The organism is Sulfurimonas sp. (genome assembly GCF_041563035.1).
Classification (GTDB): domain Bacteria; phylum Campylobacterota; class Campylobacteria; order Campylobacterales; family Sulfurimonadaceae; genus Sulfurimonas.
Window position 1 is genome coordinate 30,061 of record NZ_JBFFNS010000020.1, and the last position, 15,749, is coordinate 45,809.

Consider the following 15,749-nt stretch of genomic DNA (forward strand, 5'->3'; position numbering starts at 1 on the left):
AATATCTTGGATATCATTTGATAGTTAAAATTTATTCAACGTTATATATAGTTTAGTATAATTTAATTAGATTTAAATCTGTTTGAATGGAACCATTTTTGCTTGTCTAATATAATATAGTAAATAAAAAGTTATTGGATAATGATTGAAATCAGAAAATAATTCTTTAGACGCAATACCTGTAAGTAAAATCACGAGTAGAAATATGATTTTTGGCAGGTACTTTATTGATGATATGACAAACCTTCCTAATGTATATCAGTTAAGAAGAGATTTGGAAAATCAAGAAGCGTTTACATTGATAATCTGTAATATAGACAACTTCAGAACAATAAATAATTTTTACGGCTGTATAGTCGGTGACTATGTAATAGAAGAACTTGGGCAATATTTTAAGAATAATCTTGAAAATCATAAAGTATACAGACTCTCAGGCGATGAGTTCGCATTTGTAATATCAAAAAAGATGTTTTTTTATGACATAAAAGACCATCTTCTTATTCTTTGCGAAGAGATGCAAGACTTTATTGTTAAGTATACTGATATCAATATATACATAGATTTTACACTGGCTTCATCTGCTAGTAAAGATAATAATAACATATTTTCAAAGGTTTCAATGGCTCTGAGATATGCAAAAGACACAGGTTCAAACTTTTGGATATATGAAGATACAATGAATTTCGAACAAGATTATGCAACAAAGATACAACTCTCTGAAACAGTCAGAGAAGCTGTGGGAAATTATAGAATAATACCTTATTATCAAGCTATTGTAGATACAAAAACATCTGAGATAAAAAAGTATGAGTGTTTGGCAAGATTGATTGATATTAATGGAAAAATAGTATCTCCGCTTCTTTTTATCCCAATATCAAAAAAGATTAAATACTATAATATGGTTACGAAAATAATTATCGATAAATCATTTAAGCATTTTGAAACTAAGGGTTGTGAATTTACAATAAACCTATCTATTGAAGATATGGTAAAGAAGGATATGTTCGACTTCATTATGGATAGGCTTAAAAACTCCAACATATCAGATAAAGTAACTTTTGAAATACTTGAATCAGATGCAATAGAAGACTTTGAAAAAGTTGATCGTTTTATAAATGAGATCAGAAGATATGGTGCAAAAATAGCGATAGATGATTTTGGAAGCGGATACTCAAACTTCTCCTATCTTACAAAAATCAATGCCGATTATATAAAGATAGATGGTTCTCTTGTAAAAAATATTGATACGGATAACAATTCATTTATAGTTGTAGAATCGATTGTGCAGTTTGCCAAAAAACTAGGTATACAAACTATTGCAGAATATGTCTGGTCTTACTCTGTTTTAGAGAAAGTAAAAGAACTAAATATTGATTACGCTCAAGGTTTCTATATAGATGAACCTTCTCTATCTACTTAAAATTGATAGTTCAAATTCTATATTTTTAGTAAAACTATGCGACAATACAAAGATGAAACAATTAAGGTAAATAATGAAATCTTCTCCAAAAAACAGTAAAAGAAAATCTCCTCCCAAAAGTAAAAAGATTGATCCGGCTCCTAAAAAAGAGGTTAAAGAAATGTTTATGAAATGGTTCAAAAAGAATAAGAAGGTTGGTCAGGTTATGACTAAACAAGATGTCGTAAGAAATATCCTGACTAAACTGGATTCAAAACAAAATGATGCTTTGGAAGAAGCGATGGATGAGCTAAAAAGTTATGGTCTGATAGAAGTTAAAGAAGATGGTGTTACATTAGTATTGACTCAAAAAGGTTCTGACTCTATTTAAACTTCTTTTAACAACCTAACTGTAAAACAAGCACCTTCATCACTATTGCAGACTTCAATCACACCATTAAGATGTTTTTCTATAATCATCTTGCTCATATAAAGTCCTAGACCTGTTCCTGTTTTTTCATCTTTGGTTGAAAAGTACGGGTCAAATACTTTTGAGAGTATATCAGCATCTATACCTCCTCCATTGTCACATATCTTTGTATTTATATATTGCTTATCTTCATACACTTCAATATTTATTATGGAGTTTTCTTTATTTTTAAATGATAGAGCATCTTTAGAGTTGTTGATAATATTAACAAATACCTGCATTAGCTCCCTTGGATAAGCATAAACTTCTCTTTCTGTCTGATAAGAGATTTTGAGTTCTATATTATTATTTTTCAGACTATTTTTTACAATCGATAAAGTTTGATCAAATATCTCTCTTATATTGACTTTTGTAATAACTTTATCGGGTTTAAAAAAATTTCTAAAATCATCGATGGTTTTGGATAGATGTTTAGTTTGTATAGTAATGTTGTTTGCATATTTTTCTGCTTCAGTTTCATTAAATTTATCCATTGCAATATCAAGTAGCATATTGTTTGCATCCATAGAAATAATAGATATCGGTTGTCTCCATTGATGAGCTATCATGCCTATCATCTCTCCCATTGCAGCTTGACGTGATTGGTTGATAAGCATCTCATCTTTGTTTTTGAGTTCTGTAATGTCTTCTGCAACTGCCAATATAAACTCTTTAGTATCAATAGTTACAATATTTGCATAAGTTTTCGCTGTTATCTGATTTTTATTTTTTGTGTTAAAATCGTAGATATCACCTTCAACAAAACCATCTTTCTCAAATAATTTAAGATATTTTTCTCTATCTTTCAAGTCATACCATAAATCTATCTCAAATGATGTTTTTCCAATTACTTCATCTTTTTTATACCCTAACTTATTTAGAAAAGTTTTATTTACATCATAAATTTTTCCTGTTTTCATATTACTTATAACAATCATATTTGGTGTATAGTTAAATGCTTTTTCAAACTTATCGTTAGAAAGTTTAAGTTCACTTTCTGCTTGTTTAAGTTCAGAGATATCATACTCTGTAGTAAAAATAAAGGAATTTTTATTACCAATATTTACACGTTTTGCATGAATTGCTACCGGGAATGATGTACCATCTTTTCGTACATGTATATTTTCAATATAAGATTGTTTTCCAGTCATAATTTCTGCTGTTCTTTTTTTGATAAGAAGTTTTCCAGCTTCATCATCTATATCACTAATAGGTCTACCAATAAAGTCTTCTCTTGTGTAACCATGCGCCATACAAGCAGCTTCATTTGCATCTATAATTATTGGAATACCATCAGAAGTGTTAGGATTTAAAATCATAGAGTAACCGGCTTGCTCAAAGATTGCATGAAATTTCTCTTCGCTTTCTTTTATGATTCTCTTTTCCTCTATCACTGAATTATCAATTTTCATGCCAATATAACGTGAGAAATGATTTGATAATAGACCTACAAATATAGTTATTAATATTGTTATAGTTGCAGATATAAATGCAGGATTGATTATTGATGATTGAGCGGTAAATACAATAGCTAATCCGCTTACTATAACTGATAATGTTGAAATTGGAAATATAAATTTAAATATATAATTACGAGTAGAGGTGTCTTTGTATAAATTTGTAATGAACCCATTTACATCAATAAAAATAATAGCAAGAGAGAGAAATAAAAAAGAAATTGCTGTTGTGAGAGCCATAGGTATGGTATTGTCTGATTCATAAAAAAAAGGAGTTCCATATAGGTAGGATAAACAAAATGTAAAACTTATTATTAATGACAAATGTCCAAAGATATCCACAAAAAGTTTATTAAATGTGTTATATCTTAATGAAATTTTATGGATTGTAAAAAAGATTATAGAGAGTCCTGAAGTGAAAAACAGAGCCCCGGTTGCAGGCGACATTCTAGCTATAGGAATACCATTTAAATAACCTTGAATAGGGATAATGGCATCCTCATAGTTTAAATCATTATGAATAAAGTAGCCGATAACTTCCAATATGCCAAAGATAGATACAGACAAGGAGGATATTAAAACTAAAATTAAAATTTTTTTTGAAATTTCTTTCATATACAAGCTTATTAAACAAATACCTATAATAAGAAAGCTTATACTGGTACTAGGTGCCATTGGAATATATTCGTAACTTATTCTTCCAAGTAAATCCATACCTGGTATATAACTCAATAGTCCAAAAATAGAGATGATTATTGAGATTAATATACTTTTATATCCGATTGATCTTAGCATTATATTTCAACCATCCTATAAGTTTATATATTAATAAATTTAATAATACAGTTTTATTATACTCTAATTTTTTTGTAGATTATGCAAGGTACACTTTTTTCATGCTTAAACTATATGTTATTAATTTCATTAAAGAAAAGTACCGAGACAAATAAGATACAATATCATAAAATTGTGATAAAGTGTACTGAATGAATATTGATTTTAAAGTCCAACAGATAACATTAGATAAGTTATTTAAAATGTCACCTATAACCATAGGTGGTAGTTTTGTCATGATGATGATTGTCGGTTTTTTGTTTTATAACATAGTACCAATATATGTGATACTATTTGGGCTGTTAATGCATATGATAGTTCTTATATATAGAGCTGCTATTTGCAAAAGTTACTCAAAGTATAAAGCTAAAATAACTGATTTATATATACTTAAAAAATATAAACGATACTATGTTCTTGGTACTTTTATGAGTGGAATTGTATGGGGACTTTCTGTAGTCCTTCTCTTTTTTGAAGACTCTATAGAATACCAGTTTTTTTTATACACGGTAGTTGTAGGGCTTGCGGGAGCAAGTGTTGTAACTCTTAGTGCTGTATTTCAGGTCTATATAGCTTTTATAGTTCCGATGCTTGGCATCAGTGCGATTTATGCATTTATGCAAGAGGGTGACATATATACTGCTACTGGTATTTTTATTAGTGGTCTTATCGTCTTCTTTTATATCTCCGGGCGAAGCTATTATAGAAATTTAGTAGATTCTATCGTAGATAAAGAGAGTGTACTAAATACACAGCATGAAGTTATAAACAGACTCTCTAAAGCTGGTGAATATAGAGATAATGAGACCGGTATGCATATTACAAGAATGAGTTATTCTTGTAGTCTCTTAGCAAAAGAGTGTGGGTATAGTGAGGACTTTGCTACCAACATATTATACGCCAGTGGGATGCATGATATAGGCAAGATAGGAATTCCTGATAATATACTTCTCAAACCGGAAAAACTAGATGCTAATGAGAGAGCTATCATGCAAGAACACGTAAATATTGGTAAAAAGATTTTAGAAAATAGTAACTCAAATCTAATTAAACTCTCAGAGAGTATTGCCTATACACATCATGAAAAGTATGACGGTACAGGTTACCCAAATTCTTTAAAAGCATCTGATATACCAATTGAAGGGAGAATTACAGCTATTTGTGATGTCTTTGATGCTCTTGTATCTGAGAGACCTTATAAGAAAGCTTGGAGCCACCAAGATGCGATTGACTATATAACAGAGGAATCATCTAAACATTTTGATCCAGAGCTAGTAAAAAAGTTTGTGCTTATATACCCTGATATCAAAAATTTTTACGATAAACACGCATAAAAGTAAATATAATATTTATAAATTTATAATTAGTTATAATTTCCTAAAATTATTTTAAATGGTTATATGAATGTTGAAAAAAATAGTTGTTATTTTTGTCTTAATTGTCATTATTATAGCAATGGGTATGTTCTACTACAAAAATGAGATAAAAGAGCAGAAGATTAACCATATTATGGATCAAGTTACACTAACTCTTGAGTCAGAATTAAAGTCTTATAAAATGGATGACTTGAAGATGGCACTATTTCTTTCAAAAAACAAAGCACTTGTAGACGCTTTAGAAAATGATGATGAAGATTTAGGTTACAAGATACTCTCAGACATTACTACTACAATCAAAAAAAATACAAATATATTAATAAGAGCACAGATCATCACAAAAGATTTAAATATTTTTGCAAGAAGTTGGGATGATATTTATGCCGGGATGCCAATAGGTGACTATAGAACTGATCTTGAATATTTTAAGACTCACACAACACCGCGTACCTCCATAGAGATAGGAAGACGTTTAGGTATAAAAGCAACAGTTCCCATCTATAAAGATGGTGAGTTTCTTGGTTTTGTAGAAGTTATCTCTTTTTTCAAATCAATCACTGACTTTTTTAGCTCCATGGGTGTGGATCTATATGCACTTTTAGATGTTCAACATATGGATAGTGCAGTACTTATGATGGAAAATCTGGCAATAGATAATTATGTAGTAGCAAATAGAAACTATAACTATAGTCATATCCAAACACTAAATAAGATAGACTTTAAAGAGCTAAAACTTAGTAATGTTGCATATAAAGACAATAAATATATATTTTATGAGACAATGTATGATGGAAAGTTTAAAGCTATAGGTGCATTTGTATTTGTTCTGCCTGAGAAGTATCTGAACTATTTTAGAAATCCTGAGGATGATATATCATTTCTTATCAATGTCACAAGAAGTGGTCTTTATGATGTTGTAAAGGAAGAGAAGTATGAAAAGAATATATATGATGATTACTCTGCCAGTTCTATGGTCTATCTTCAAGATGTAATAGATACAGAAGATAGGCAGGTATTTTTAGATGAAGCATATGAAAAATTTGATAAGTACTCTAAAGATGAACTAATTCAGATGATGTTAGAGAGAAAAATCGTTAAAAAGATAGATGGGAAAATCAGATGAGAATTTTATTATTAGAAGATGAGTATTCACTGCGTATAAGTATAGAAGAATTTTTAACAGATTTAGGTTATGAAGTAGATGGTTTTATGGATGGACTTGAAGCTTATGATGCTGTATATGATAAAGCTTATGATATTTTACTGCTTGATGTAAATGTACCCTCACTGAGCGGATTTGAACTTTTAAAGAAACTTAGACAAGATGATAAAAAAGTCCCTGCAATCTTTTTAACATCTATGACAGATATGGATGACTTAAAAGAGGGTTATAGAAGAGGGTGTTGTGACTACATAAGAAAACCATTTGATTTAGAGGAGTTAGAACTTCGTATAGATCAGGCATTGGCAAGCTTTTTTCAAGATGAGAGCTCAGTTGTAAATATTGGCTGTGATATCTCTTACGATATGAAAAAGAGTAAGTTAACACTTAAAGAGGATGAGATAATCCTTAGAAAGACAGAACAAGACCTTTTAGAAGTCCTCATAAAAAATAAAAATGCCGTAGTATCTACTCAGATGTTTCAAGATGAGGTTTGGGGAGAGTATGTGGAACCTGCCACTATCAGAGTTCAGCTCAATAATCTACGTAAAAAACTACCTGATGGTGTTATAGAAAACAGAAGAGGGCTAGGATATATAATTGAAAGATAGTCAATACTCGGCGAAGTACGCACTGATATATACATCATTAGTATCAGTCATACTTTTAACTCCACTCTTTTTCTATTTCATATATATGAAAAATATTCATTCTATTCAAAATGAGCTGCTACTAAAGGAGAAATCTCTTTTAGTTATACAAGCTATGCAGGAGTACAATGAAAATGATGAGTATTTTGAATACCCAAGATTTAAAACATTTGAATCAGGTCTTTATGATCAGAGTTTTCAACCAATATTCTCTTTGGTAAACTACAAGATCAAGTACTTCAAAGATGGATATCACTTAGATAACAATGACGCATACCTGATTGTTAAACTTCCAAAAGATAGATACTTCGGTGCAAAATATCTAATAGTTAAGAACCAACTCTCATTCGCCGTAGTTTATGAAAAGGTTATGTATATACTCTTTAGTGTTGTTATCTTAGTCTTTATTTTAAGTATGTTCTTCTTACAGACTTTTGCTAAACCATTTCAGAAGATGAATAAACAGCTTGATAACTTTATAAAAGATTCTATGCATGAGATAAATACTCCATTGTCTATCATAAGTGTAAATATTGATCTTTATAATAGAAAGAATGAACCAAATAAGTATATGCAAAGAATGAAGGCCGCAACAAAGGTTCTGTCTAACATATACAATGATATGGATTATCTTATTAAGCATGATAGACTGAAGTATGAAAGTGAAAATATTGATATGGCCGCATTCTTATCAGACAGAATAGAGTACTTTAGTGAAGTGGCTTTGATGAAAGATATAACTATCAATTCAGATATCAATGAATGCGCGGATGTGTCTATGAATGCGAAACAACTTCAACGTGTAGTAGACAACACTATATCTAATGCAATAAAATACTCATATGAAAACTCAAAGATAGATATAAGTCTATATATGAAAGATGAAAAATGCCATTTAAGTTTTAGAGATTATGGTGTTGGGATAGAGAAAGTTGAAAAAATATTCAGCAGGTACTATAGAGAAGACACAAATAAAGGTGGTTTTGGAATAGGGCTTAACATTGTAAAATCTATCATAGATGAGGCTCATATAGAGCTTGTAATAGAATCTACTCCAAAGGTAGGAAGTGAATTTCTTTACATTTTTCCACCTACTTCTACAAAATAAATATAAATTTATCTGATTTTACATTAATTTTACACTTAGCAGTTAAACTTGCCTACGAAATAAGAATAGGAGGAACAAGAATGAAGAAAACTGTGATGATGTCACTACTTGTAAGTGTTTCACTTTTCGCTGCTGATTATAGTAGTGTTATAGAGAAACCAAATGCAAGCAAGATGATTCAAAAAGATCTATTGGCTCCAGCAAAAACTTTTACTATGCCAGCTGGTTGTATAACAACAGATCCTGAAGCTATCGCAAGAGGTGCTTTTATATTCCATAACCTTAATGGTAAGAAAGCAAAGCAAAACCCACCAAAAGGTTTAGCTCGTAAACAAATGCAACAGGGTAAGACATACCTTCCCGGAGATAAGATTCCAGCTAAGCAATATGGAAACTGTGTAGCTTGTCATAATATAGAAGGTGCTAAAGGTGCTGGAAATATTGGTCCTGATTTAACAGGCTATAAAGATATGTTTATGGCAACTGGTGTAAGAGATAATCAATTTGTTTTTCAAAAAATTGCTGATCCTCGTGTAGATAACAAAGACACACACATGACTGTTAACTTAACAACTAAGTTATTCACAACTAAAGAGATATGTGAGATTACTTCATATATTGTTTCTCCAAAATAAAGGAATATATACTATGCAAAGAAGAGATTTTTTCAAGAAATTAGGTACAGTTGCTGCTGTTGCTGCTGTTACTCCAACACTAAGTTTTGCAGCTGATGCAAAAAAACCCTCAGGTCCTAATGATCTTTCATTTAAAGCTGCTGTAGATGCTGTAACTGGTGGTAAGACTCCTACTGTGTCTTCAAAAATCAAGCTAAAAGTTCCAGAAATTGCTGAGAACGGTGCTGTTGTTCCTGTTACTGTTGAGGTTGACTCTCCAATGACTGAAGCTGACTATGTAAAAGCAATCCATATTTTTGCTACTAAAAATGCTAACACTCGTTGTATTGATGTTCATTTGACTCCTGCAAACGGAAAAGCAATGTTCGCAACTCGTATTAAACTTGGTGGAACTCAAGAAGTTGCAACTGTAGTTGAACTTAGTGACGGCTCATTTATTACTGCTAGTCAAAGTGTAAAAGTTACTATCGGTGGGTGTGGTTGATTTTCGACCATTTAACATAATCTAAAAATATAAAAATTAAGGAAATAAAAATGGGAAAAAGAAAATCACTGATTAAAATCAAGCCAAAATCATTCAAAGATGGTGAGGTAGTTAAAGTAAGTTTTATGGTTATGCATCCAATGGAAACAGGTATGCGTAAAGATAAAAAAACTAAAGAGATTATTCCGGCTAAATATATCAATAATGTAAAATTCAGCTATAACGGGAAAGTTATTACAACTATGAACGTATGGGAATCATTATCTACTAACCCTGTATTTACTACATATATGAAAATCAATGGTAAAGGCGATCTTACTGTTACATATACTGACAATACTGGTGAAGTAAACGAGCAAAGCAAAAAGATTAAACCAAAAGGATAATCAATGAAAACAGGAATCAAAATAGCACTATCTATTGCACTTCTTTCTTCATTGTCTTTTGGAGGCGAGCAGTTTGCAATGAGTGATGCAGACCGTGCAATGTACGCTGAGATGTTAGAAAACAACCCGGCTGATATTATGGTTGAAAACGGTAATGAACTTCTTCAAAAGTTCTGTGGTGGAGATGCAGGTTTAGCAGCATTTTTAAATGTAAGCGAAGATGAATTACCAGCGTATATAGCAGGTTTTCCACGTTACTTGGAAGATTTTAAACAAGTAGTTGGTGTAGACCAAGTTCTTCAAGGTCTTATGCATAAAAATGGACATAAGCCATTTGAGCTAAAAAGTTCAAATATGTTTGACATGAGTACATATGTTAAGACTCTTGCTAATGGTGAGAAGAGTAACATTGATGTAAATGCAAATCAACATATGAAAGATGCTTATGCACTTGGTAAGTTGACGTTTGAACAAAAACGTGGTGGACGTGGTCTAGCATGTCTTAGCTGTCATGCTCCAGCTGTAATCGGTGGTGTTTTAAGAACTCAACCATTACCGGATTTGAGTAATAAAGGTGTTGCAGTTGCAGCAACTTGGCCAGCATATAGAATGACTAAATCATCTCTAAGAACTTTACAACGTCGTTTTCAGGGTTGTATGAAAAATGCTTTATTAAAAGTTATTCCTCTTGGTTCACCAGAAATGGTTGCACTTGAAGTTTATCTTACTGACGAAGCTAAGGGCACAGAAATCGCTGTTCCTGGTATAAAGAGATAGGGAAACGTAATGGAAATTTCTAGAAGAGACTTTATGCATATCGCAGCAATTTTTGGACTTGGAGCTGCTACTAGCGGTATGGCGAGTTCAAAAACACCTGCTCAAATATCTTTAAAAGATATTTATGACTTTAAATCAACAGGTAATTTTACTTTGTTGCATATGTGTGATATTCACGCCCATATTAAACCACTATATTGGAGAGAGCCGTCTACTTTGATCTCTGCTCCAAACTTAGTCGGTACACCAGGTTTTTTATGTGGTGAAGCTTTTGCAAAACATTACGGATTAGAGCCAAGCTCATTAGATGCTTACTTTGATACACATATGGATTTTGATACATTAGCTAAAAAGTTCGGGAAAATGGGTGGTATTGCCCATATGAAAACATACCTTGATCACGTAAGAAAAGAGCGTGGTGCTGAAAATGTACTATTCTTAGATTCTGGAGATACTTGGCAAGGTACTGGTGTTGCACTGAAAACTCAAGGTGAAGCTATAGTTAAAGCTCAAAACTACCTTGGTGTTGATGTGATGGTTGGACATTGGGAATTTACTTACGGTAAAGAGAGAGTTTTAGAACTTATTGAGATGCTAGATGCTAAGTTCATTTCTCAAAATGTTGTTGGAAATGATCCTTTTGCTGATGAGTATGAAGAACTTATTTTTGAACCGTATACTATTCAAGAAAAAGGTGGAGCTAAGATCGGTATTATCGGTCAGTCATTTCCATTCACATCAACTGCAAATCCTAAAGAGTTTACTGAGGGTTGGAGTTTTGGTATTAGACCTGAAACACTTCAAAAATATGTAGACGAGTTAAGAAAAGAGCATAAAGTTGATTGTGTTGTTGTTCTTTCCCATGATGGATTTAGTGTTGATCAAGAAGTTGCTCGTATGGTTCACGGTATTGACTTTATTTTAAGTGGACATACACATGACCCTTCACCTAAGCCTATTACAATCAACGGTACTGTTATCGTTATTGCCGGTAGTCATGGTAAATATGTTGGTCGTTTAGACATAGATGCTAAGAATGGTAAAGTGAATGACTATGAGTACAAGCTTGTTCCTATAGCATCTAACATGATTCCGGCAGATCCTGCAGGTGTTAAACTTGTAGATGAACTATATGCACCGTTTGCTAAAGAGTTCAACGAAGTTCTAGGTAAGACAAAAAATACTCTATATAAGAGAGATACTTTCTTCTCGACTTTTGATCAGCTGATTAATGACGCTATCATGGATGAGATGAAGTGTGATATCTCTTTTACTCCTGGTTATAGATGGGGAACAACAGTTCTTGCTGGTGATGATATCTTAATGGATAATGTATATGAGATGTGTGGTATTACTTACCCTAACGTTTATACATTTGAGTTAAAAGGTTCTAAAATTGCAACTCTATTAGAAGATATTGCGGATAATGTATTTAATGCAAATCCTCTTTATCAACAGGGTGGTGATATGAGTCGTTTAGGTGGAGTAACTTACTCTATCGCTGTTGCTGCAGCAGCTGGTAAACGTATTTCTAAACTTATGATTGGAGGTAAACCGATAGACTTAAACAAAACATACATAGTTTCATCTTGGGGTGGTAACTTGCAAAATGCAGGTTCAAATCTTCAAAAAGATAAGATCAGAGCAGTTTATGATGTAACTCGTGATTATATAAAGAGACAAAAAGTTGTTGATGTAAGTAATGAAGGTAATGTCACCTTGGTTGATTATGACTGTGGATGTCCGACAAAAGGTTCTAGAAGCTGTTAAGTAAAGGCAGATGGTAGCTCTAACTACCATCTAATCTGAATATGTTAATAATAACAAAGCCAAACGCTTTTATTATAACATATTCAAAATAAATAAATAAGGATAGATAATGAAAAAAAACACAATGATTAAATTAGCTGCTGGAGCAGCTGCGGTTTTACTAATGACTACGTCAGCACAAGCTGGTTATACAATGAAGAAAAAAGTTGGTGATATAGATACTAAACTTACATTCTTTGGTTTTGCTCAACTTGAAATGGTTGGTGGAGACGGTATGAAAATCAAAGAAGCCGGCGCTGTTAATAAAGCTGATGCGGATGTTGCATTTAGAGCACAACGTATTCGTCTTGGTTGGAAATATGTATCTGGTCCGGTTCGTGGTAAAGTTTTCTTAGATTTTAATCAAAACAGTGATGTTAATTCTGCTGGTAGTGACGCAACAGATGGTGCATCAATGCCAAAGGTAATTAAAGATGCTTTCGTATCTTATGTATTTGATCCTGCATTTGTTGCAAAACTTGGTCTAATCAAAATGCCTCATGGTATGAGTTTTACAATGCCAGGATGGAATCTTGACATTGCAGAACGTGGTCTAGATAAATCTCTTGTATTAGAAAGAAATACTGGTCTTATGATTTCTGGTCGTGATATCGGTCTTGGTAATAACGGTAAAGTAGACGGTCTTGAAATGGGTCACGAGCGTCCATGGAAAGGTTTTGGTTACGATATTATGATAGCTAATCAGGCAAGTAGAAGTTCAGCTGCAGGTTCAAAAGAATTTGCTGGAAACTCATATGCGGTACGTGGTATGTTTGACTATACTGAAAAACTTCACGTAGAAGCTTCTTATGCATTATCTGAAAATGCTGACGGTTTAGACGCAACTGCTACTAGTGGTGAAGATTATAAATCAGTAAATATTGGTGTTGATTCTAACTTGGGTGAATTAAGTTTAAAAGCTGAATATACAACTGGTGATAACATTCTAGGTGTTAAAGATTATAATGAAAAAGTATGGACTGCAACGGCTGGTTACTTTGTGCTTCCATCATTAGAGCTTGTAGGTAAGCATATTTCTGCTGAAGCTGAAGGTAAAACTGGTAATACGCATAAAACAGAATTAGCAAATACTTACTTAGGTTTTAACTATTTCATAGCTTCACCATACCAAGATATGTCACGTAAAGCAAAAAGAGCTAGAAATCAGCATAAAGTTGTATTTAATTACATCGTAGCTAGTGGAAGTGGAGCAACTGAAGTTGCTGCTGATAAATGGACTGGTTTAAGTGGTTATAGAGATGATGCATTTATTGCTCAGTACCAATTCAAATTCTAGACTAAATTACTAAAAGGGTTATGCTTTGAAATCACTTCTAATATGTGTCGTGTTTATTCATTCTCTCCTAGCTTTTGATTATACTCTTAAGCCTGAAAAAGTCAGTGCAGAGACACACTGCTTTTTTGGCTTACCCGAGGTGATGGACGAGCATAACAATGGTAATATGGTCAACTCCTGTTTTGTTAATATGGGGACTAGCTATCTTGTAATAGATAGTGGTCCTACATACCTTTATGCAAAACAAGCATACTCAAAAATGAAAAATATTAAAGATCTTCCAATCTCTTATGTAATAAATACTCACGTTCATGATGACCATTGGCTTGGTAATGGTTACTACGAAGAATTAGGTGTAAAGATTATAGGTTCAAATGAATTCTCAAACGAGACAAAAGTAGAACTCACTAGAATGCAAAAAAGAATAAGTCCTGAAGCTTATAAAAAAACTACACAAGTATTTCCTACTATCTTTGTTAATGATGAAAAAGTATTAAACCTTGATGAAAAAAAAGTTTATATAAAAAGTGTTAATAAAAAAGCTCACACAAAAAGTGATCTTTTAATTCACATTCCAGATGGAAAAATTGTTTTTGTCGGGGATCTAGTTTTTAATGACAGACTCCCTTCCATAAGAGACGGAAATCTAAATGGTTGGCTAGAGGGCCTTGATGAAGTTAGAGCCATGGATGTTGATTTTATTGTTGGTGGACATGGAGAGATAGTAGATAGAACTTCAATAGACATGACTTATGAGTATATAAAAACGTTAAGAGACAGAGTAGCTGAGCTTTTAAAAGATGGTGAAGATATAGCTGATGTTGTAAACATAGTAAAGATGGAAAAATTTAAAAATATACATTTTTATGACTCTATGCATAGACAAAATGTTGAGATCGCATACAGAATGTTGGAGTGGGGAAGTGAATAAATATATCTTGATTCTGGCTTTTAGTATATCTTCACTATTTGCGGTTGAGTTTTACTCATATGAAGAAGCACTTAAAATGCAAAAAAAGAATAAAAAGATCATTATGATTGATGTTGTTAGAACCGGATGCCACTACTGTGAAGATATGGACAGAGATGTTTTTAAAGACAAAGAGATGAGTAAGTGGTTGGATGAGAGGTTCATAGCAGTAAAGATAAACCTTGACAATGAAAAACTACCTCTTGGATTCAAAGTAAACTTTACGCCTACATTCTTTTTTCTAGATGAGAATAAAAAGCTACTCAAGACAATACCTGGTTCTTGGAATATTCAAGATTTTAAAGATCTGACAAAAGGAATAAAATGAAATATTTTACGTTAATTTTACTAAGTCTTTGTATAGTCTCATTTGCCGATACAGAGTTTGCTGAGCCAAAACCGTCTATCGATAATCAGCGTCAAATTGTGTTTTCTATTAAGAGTTCAAATGATGAAGAGATAAATCATGTTCTCAGCAGTGCAAACAATGTGTTGAAGTTTTATGGACCTGAAAATGTAGAAATGAAGATAGTAGCTTACTATCATGGTATTAAAGCATTGCAAAAAGCTCATAAAGACATTGCTTTGAGAGTTAGAGCCTTAATGCTCCTTGATGTAGAGTTTGTTGCATGTGGAAACACTATGAAAACAAAAAAAATAAAAGAAAAAGAATTAATAGAAGGTACTGTAATTGTAACAGCTGGAATAGTTGAGATGATTGAGAGAGTTAAAGAGGGATGGGTTAACATAGTCCCTTAACTGGATTCTGTTAAAGTATATAAGGAAAAAAAATGAACAACCTATCAATCAGTAAAAAGATACACATACCGCTAATAGCGTCTATCATATTCGGGTTCATTATAATAATAATGAACTACTTCTACTCAATAGATGAGATGAAAGAGAACGTTCATAAGACACAAGAGAAATCACTTC

General features: G+C 32.3%; 16 protein-coding genes. 15 read left to right on the forward strand and 1 reads right to left on the reverse strand.

The window, feature by feature from the left end; genetic code table 11:
• The first annotated feature begins 145 nt into the window (after positions 1–145).
• Together ABZC13_RS11550 and ABZC13_RS11555 are read left to right on the forward strand one after the other, a co-directional pair.
• Complete coding sequence (locus ABZC13_RS11550) at positions 146–1,420, forward strand: EAL domain-containing protein (protein WP_373003864.1); 1,275 nt, start codon at positions 146–148, stop codon at positions 1,418–1,420.
• Between the two features lie 73 nt (positions 1,421–1,493).
• Complete coding sequence (locus ABZC13_RS11555) at positions 1,494–1,790, forward strand: hypothetical protein (protein WP_373003867.1); 297 nt, start codon at positions 1,494–1,496, stop codon at positions 1,788–1,790.
• On the opposite strand, the gene ABZC13_RS11560 is transcribed toward ABZC13_RS11555, so the two are convergent.
• Positions 1,787–3,940, reverse strand: a complete 2,154-nt coding sequence (locus ABZC13_RS11560; RefSeq protein ID WP_373003870.1) for a PAS domain S-box protein — start codon at positions 3,938–3,940, stop codon at positions 1,787–1,789. The genes ABZC13_RS11555 and ABZC13_RS11560 overlap by 4 nt on opposite strands.
• 371 nt (positions 3,941–4,311) lie before the next feature.
• Between ABZC13_RS11560 and ABZC13_RS11565 the strand changes: the two genes are divergently transcribed.
• From ABZC13_RS11565 to ABZC13_RS11625, 13 genes are all read left to right on the forward strand, one after another.
• Positions 4,312–5,493 (forward strand): HD-GYP domain-containing protein, encoded by a 1,182-nt coding sequence (locus tag ABZC13_RS11565; RefSeq protein ID WP_373003873.1) that lies wholly within the window; start codon positions 4,312–4,314, stop codon positions 5,491–5,493.
• Between the two features lie 70 nt (positions 5,494–5,563).
• On the forward strand, positions 5,564–6,658 hold the full coding sequence (locus tag ABZC13_RS11570; protein WP_373003876.1) for a cache domain-containing protein: 1,095 nt from the start codon (positions 5,564–5,566) through the stop codon (positions 6,656–6,658).
• Positions 6,655–7,308: a response regulator transcription factor gene (locus tag ABZC13_RS11575; RefSeq protein WP_373003879.1), complete on the forward strand. Its 654-nt coding sequence runs from the start codon at positions 6,655–6,657 to the stop codon at positions 7,306–7,308. Before ABZC13_RS11570 ends, ABZC13_RS11575 begins: the two co-directional genes overlap by 4 nt.
• On the forward strand, positions 7,298–8,455 hold the full coding sequence (locus tag ABZC13_RS11580; protein WP_373003882.1) for a sensor histidine kinase: 1,158 nt from the start codon (positions 7,298–7,300) through the stop codon (positions 8,453–8,455). Before ABZC13_RS11575 ends, ABZC13_RS11580 begins: the two co-directional genes overlap by 11 nt.
• Positions 8,456–8,535: 80 nt before the next feature.
• Positions 8,536–9,090, forward strand: a complete 555-nt coding sequence (gene soxX / locus ABZC13_RS11585; RefSeq protein WP_373003885.1) for a sulfur oxidation c-type cytochrome SoxX — start codon at positions 8,536–8,538, stop codon at positions 9,088–9,090.
• 13 nt (positions 9,091–9,103) lie between these two features.
• On the forward strand, positions 9,104–9,574 hold the full coding sequence (gene soxY, locus ABZC13_RS11590) for a thiosulfate oxidation carrier protein SoxY (protein WP_373003888.1): 471 nt from the start codon (positions 9,104–9,106) through the stop codon (positions 9,572–9,574).
• A gap of 50 nt (positions 9,575–9,624) precedes the next feature.
• Entirely contained in the window at positions 9,625–9,960 is a 336-nt protein-coding gene (soxZ, locus tag ABZC13_RS11595; RefSeq protein WP_373003891.1) for a thiosulfate oxidation carrier complex protein SoxZ, read from the forward strand.
• Positions 9,961–9,963: 3 nt separating this feature from the next.
• A complete protein-coding gene (gene soxA, locus ABZC13_RS11600) occupies positions 9,964–10,737 on the forward strand; it encodes a sulfur oxidation c-type cytochrome SoxA (RefSeq protein WP_373003894.1) in 774 nt (257 codons plus the stop codon).
• 9 nt (positions 10,738–10,746) lie between these two features.
• Positions 10,747–12,507 (forward strand): thiosulfohydrolase SoxB, encoded by a 1,761-nt coding sequence (gene soxB, locus ABZC13_RS11605; RefSeq protein WP_373003897.1) that lies wholly within the window; start codon positions 10,747–10,749, stop codon positions 12,505–12,507.
• A gap of 109 nt (positions 12,508–12,616) precedes the next feature.
• Positions 12,617–13,843, forward strand: a complete 1,227-nt coding sequence (locus ABZC13_RS11610) for a hypothetical protein (protein ID WP_373003900.1) — start codon at positions 12,617–12,619, stop codon at positions 13,841–13,843.
• Between the two features lie 25 nt (positions 13,844–13,868).
• Positions 13,869–14,774, forward strand: a complete 906-nt coding sequence (locus ABZC13_RS11615) for an MBL fold metallo-hydrolase (RefSeq protein WP_373003903.1) — start codon at positions 13,869–13,871, stop codon at positions 14,772–14,774.
• A complete protein-coding gene (locus ABZC13_RS11620; RefSeq protein WP_373003906.1) occupies positions 14,767–15,141 on the forward strand; it encodes a thioredoxin family protein in 375 nt (124 codons plus the stop codon). The genes ABZC13_RS11615 and ABZC13_RS11620 overlap by 8 nt, the downstream gene beginning before the upstream one ends.
• Positions 15,138–15,572 carry a DsrE family protein gene (locus tag ABZC13_RS11625; protein ID WP_373003908.1) on the forward strand — a complete coding sequence of 145 codons (435 nt, stop codon included), beginning with the start codon at positions 15,138–15,140 and terminating at the stop codon, positions 15,570–15,572. The genes ABZC13_RS11620 and ABZC13_RS11625 overlap by 4 nt, the downstream gene beginning before the upstream one ends.
• The last annotated feature ends 177 nt before the right edge of the window (positions 15,573–15,749 follow it).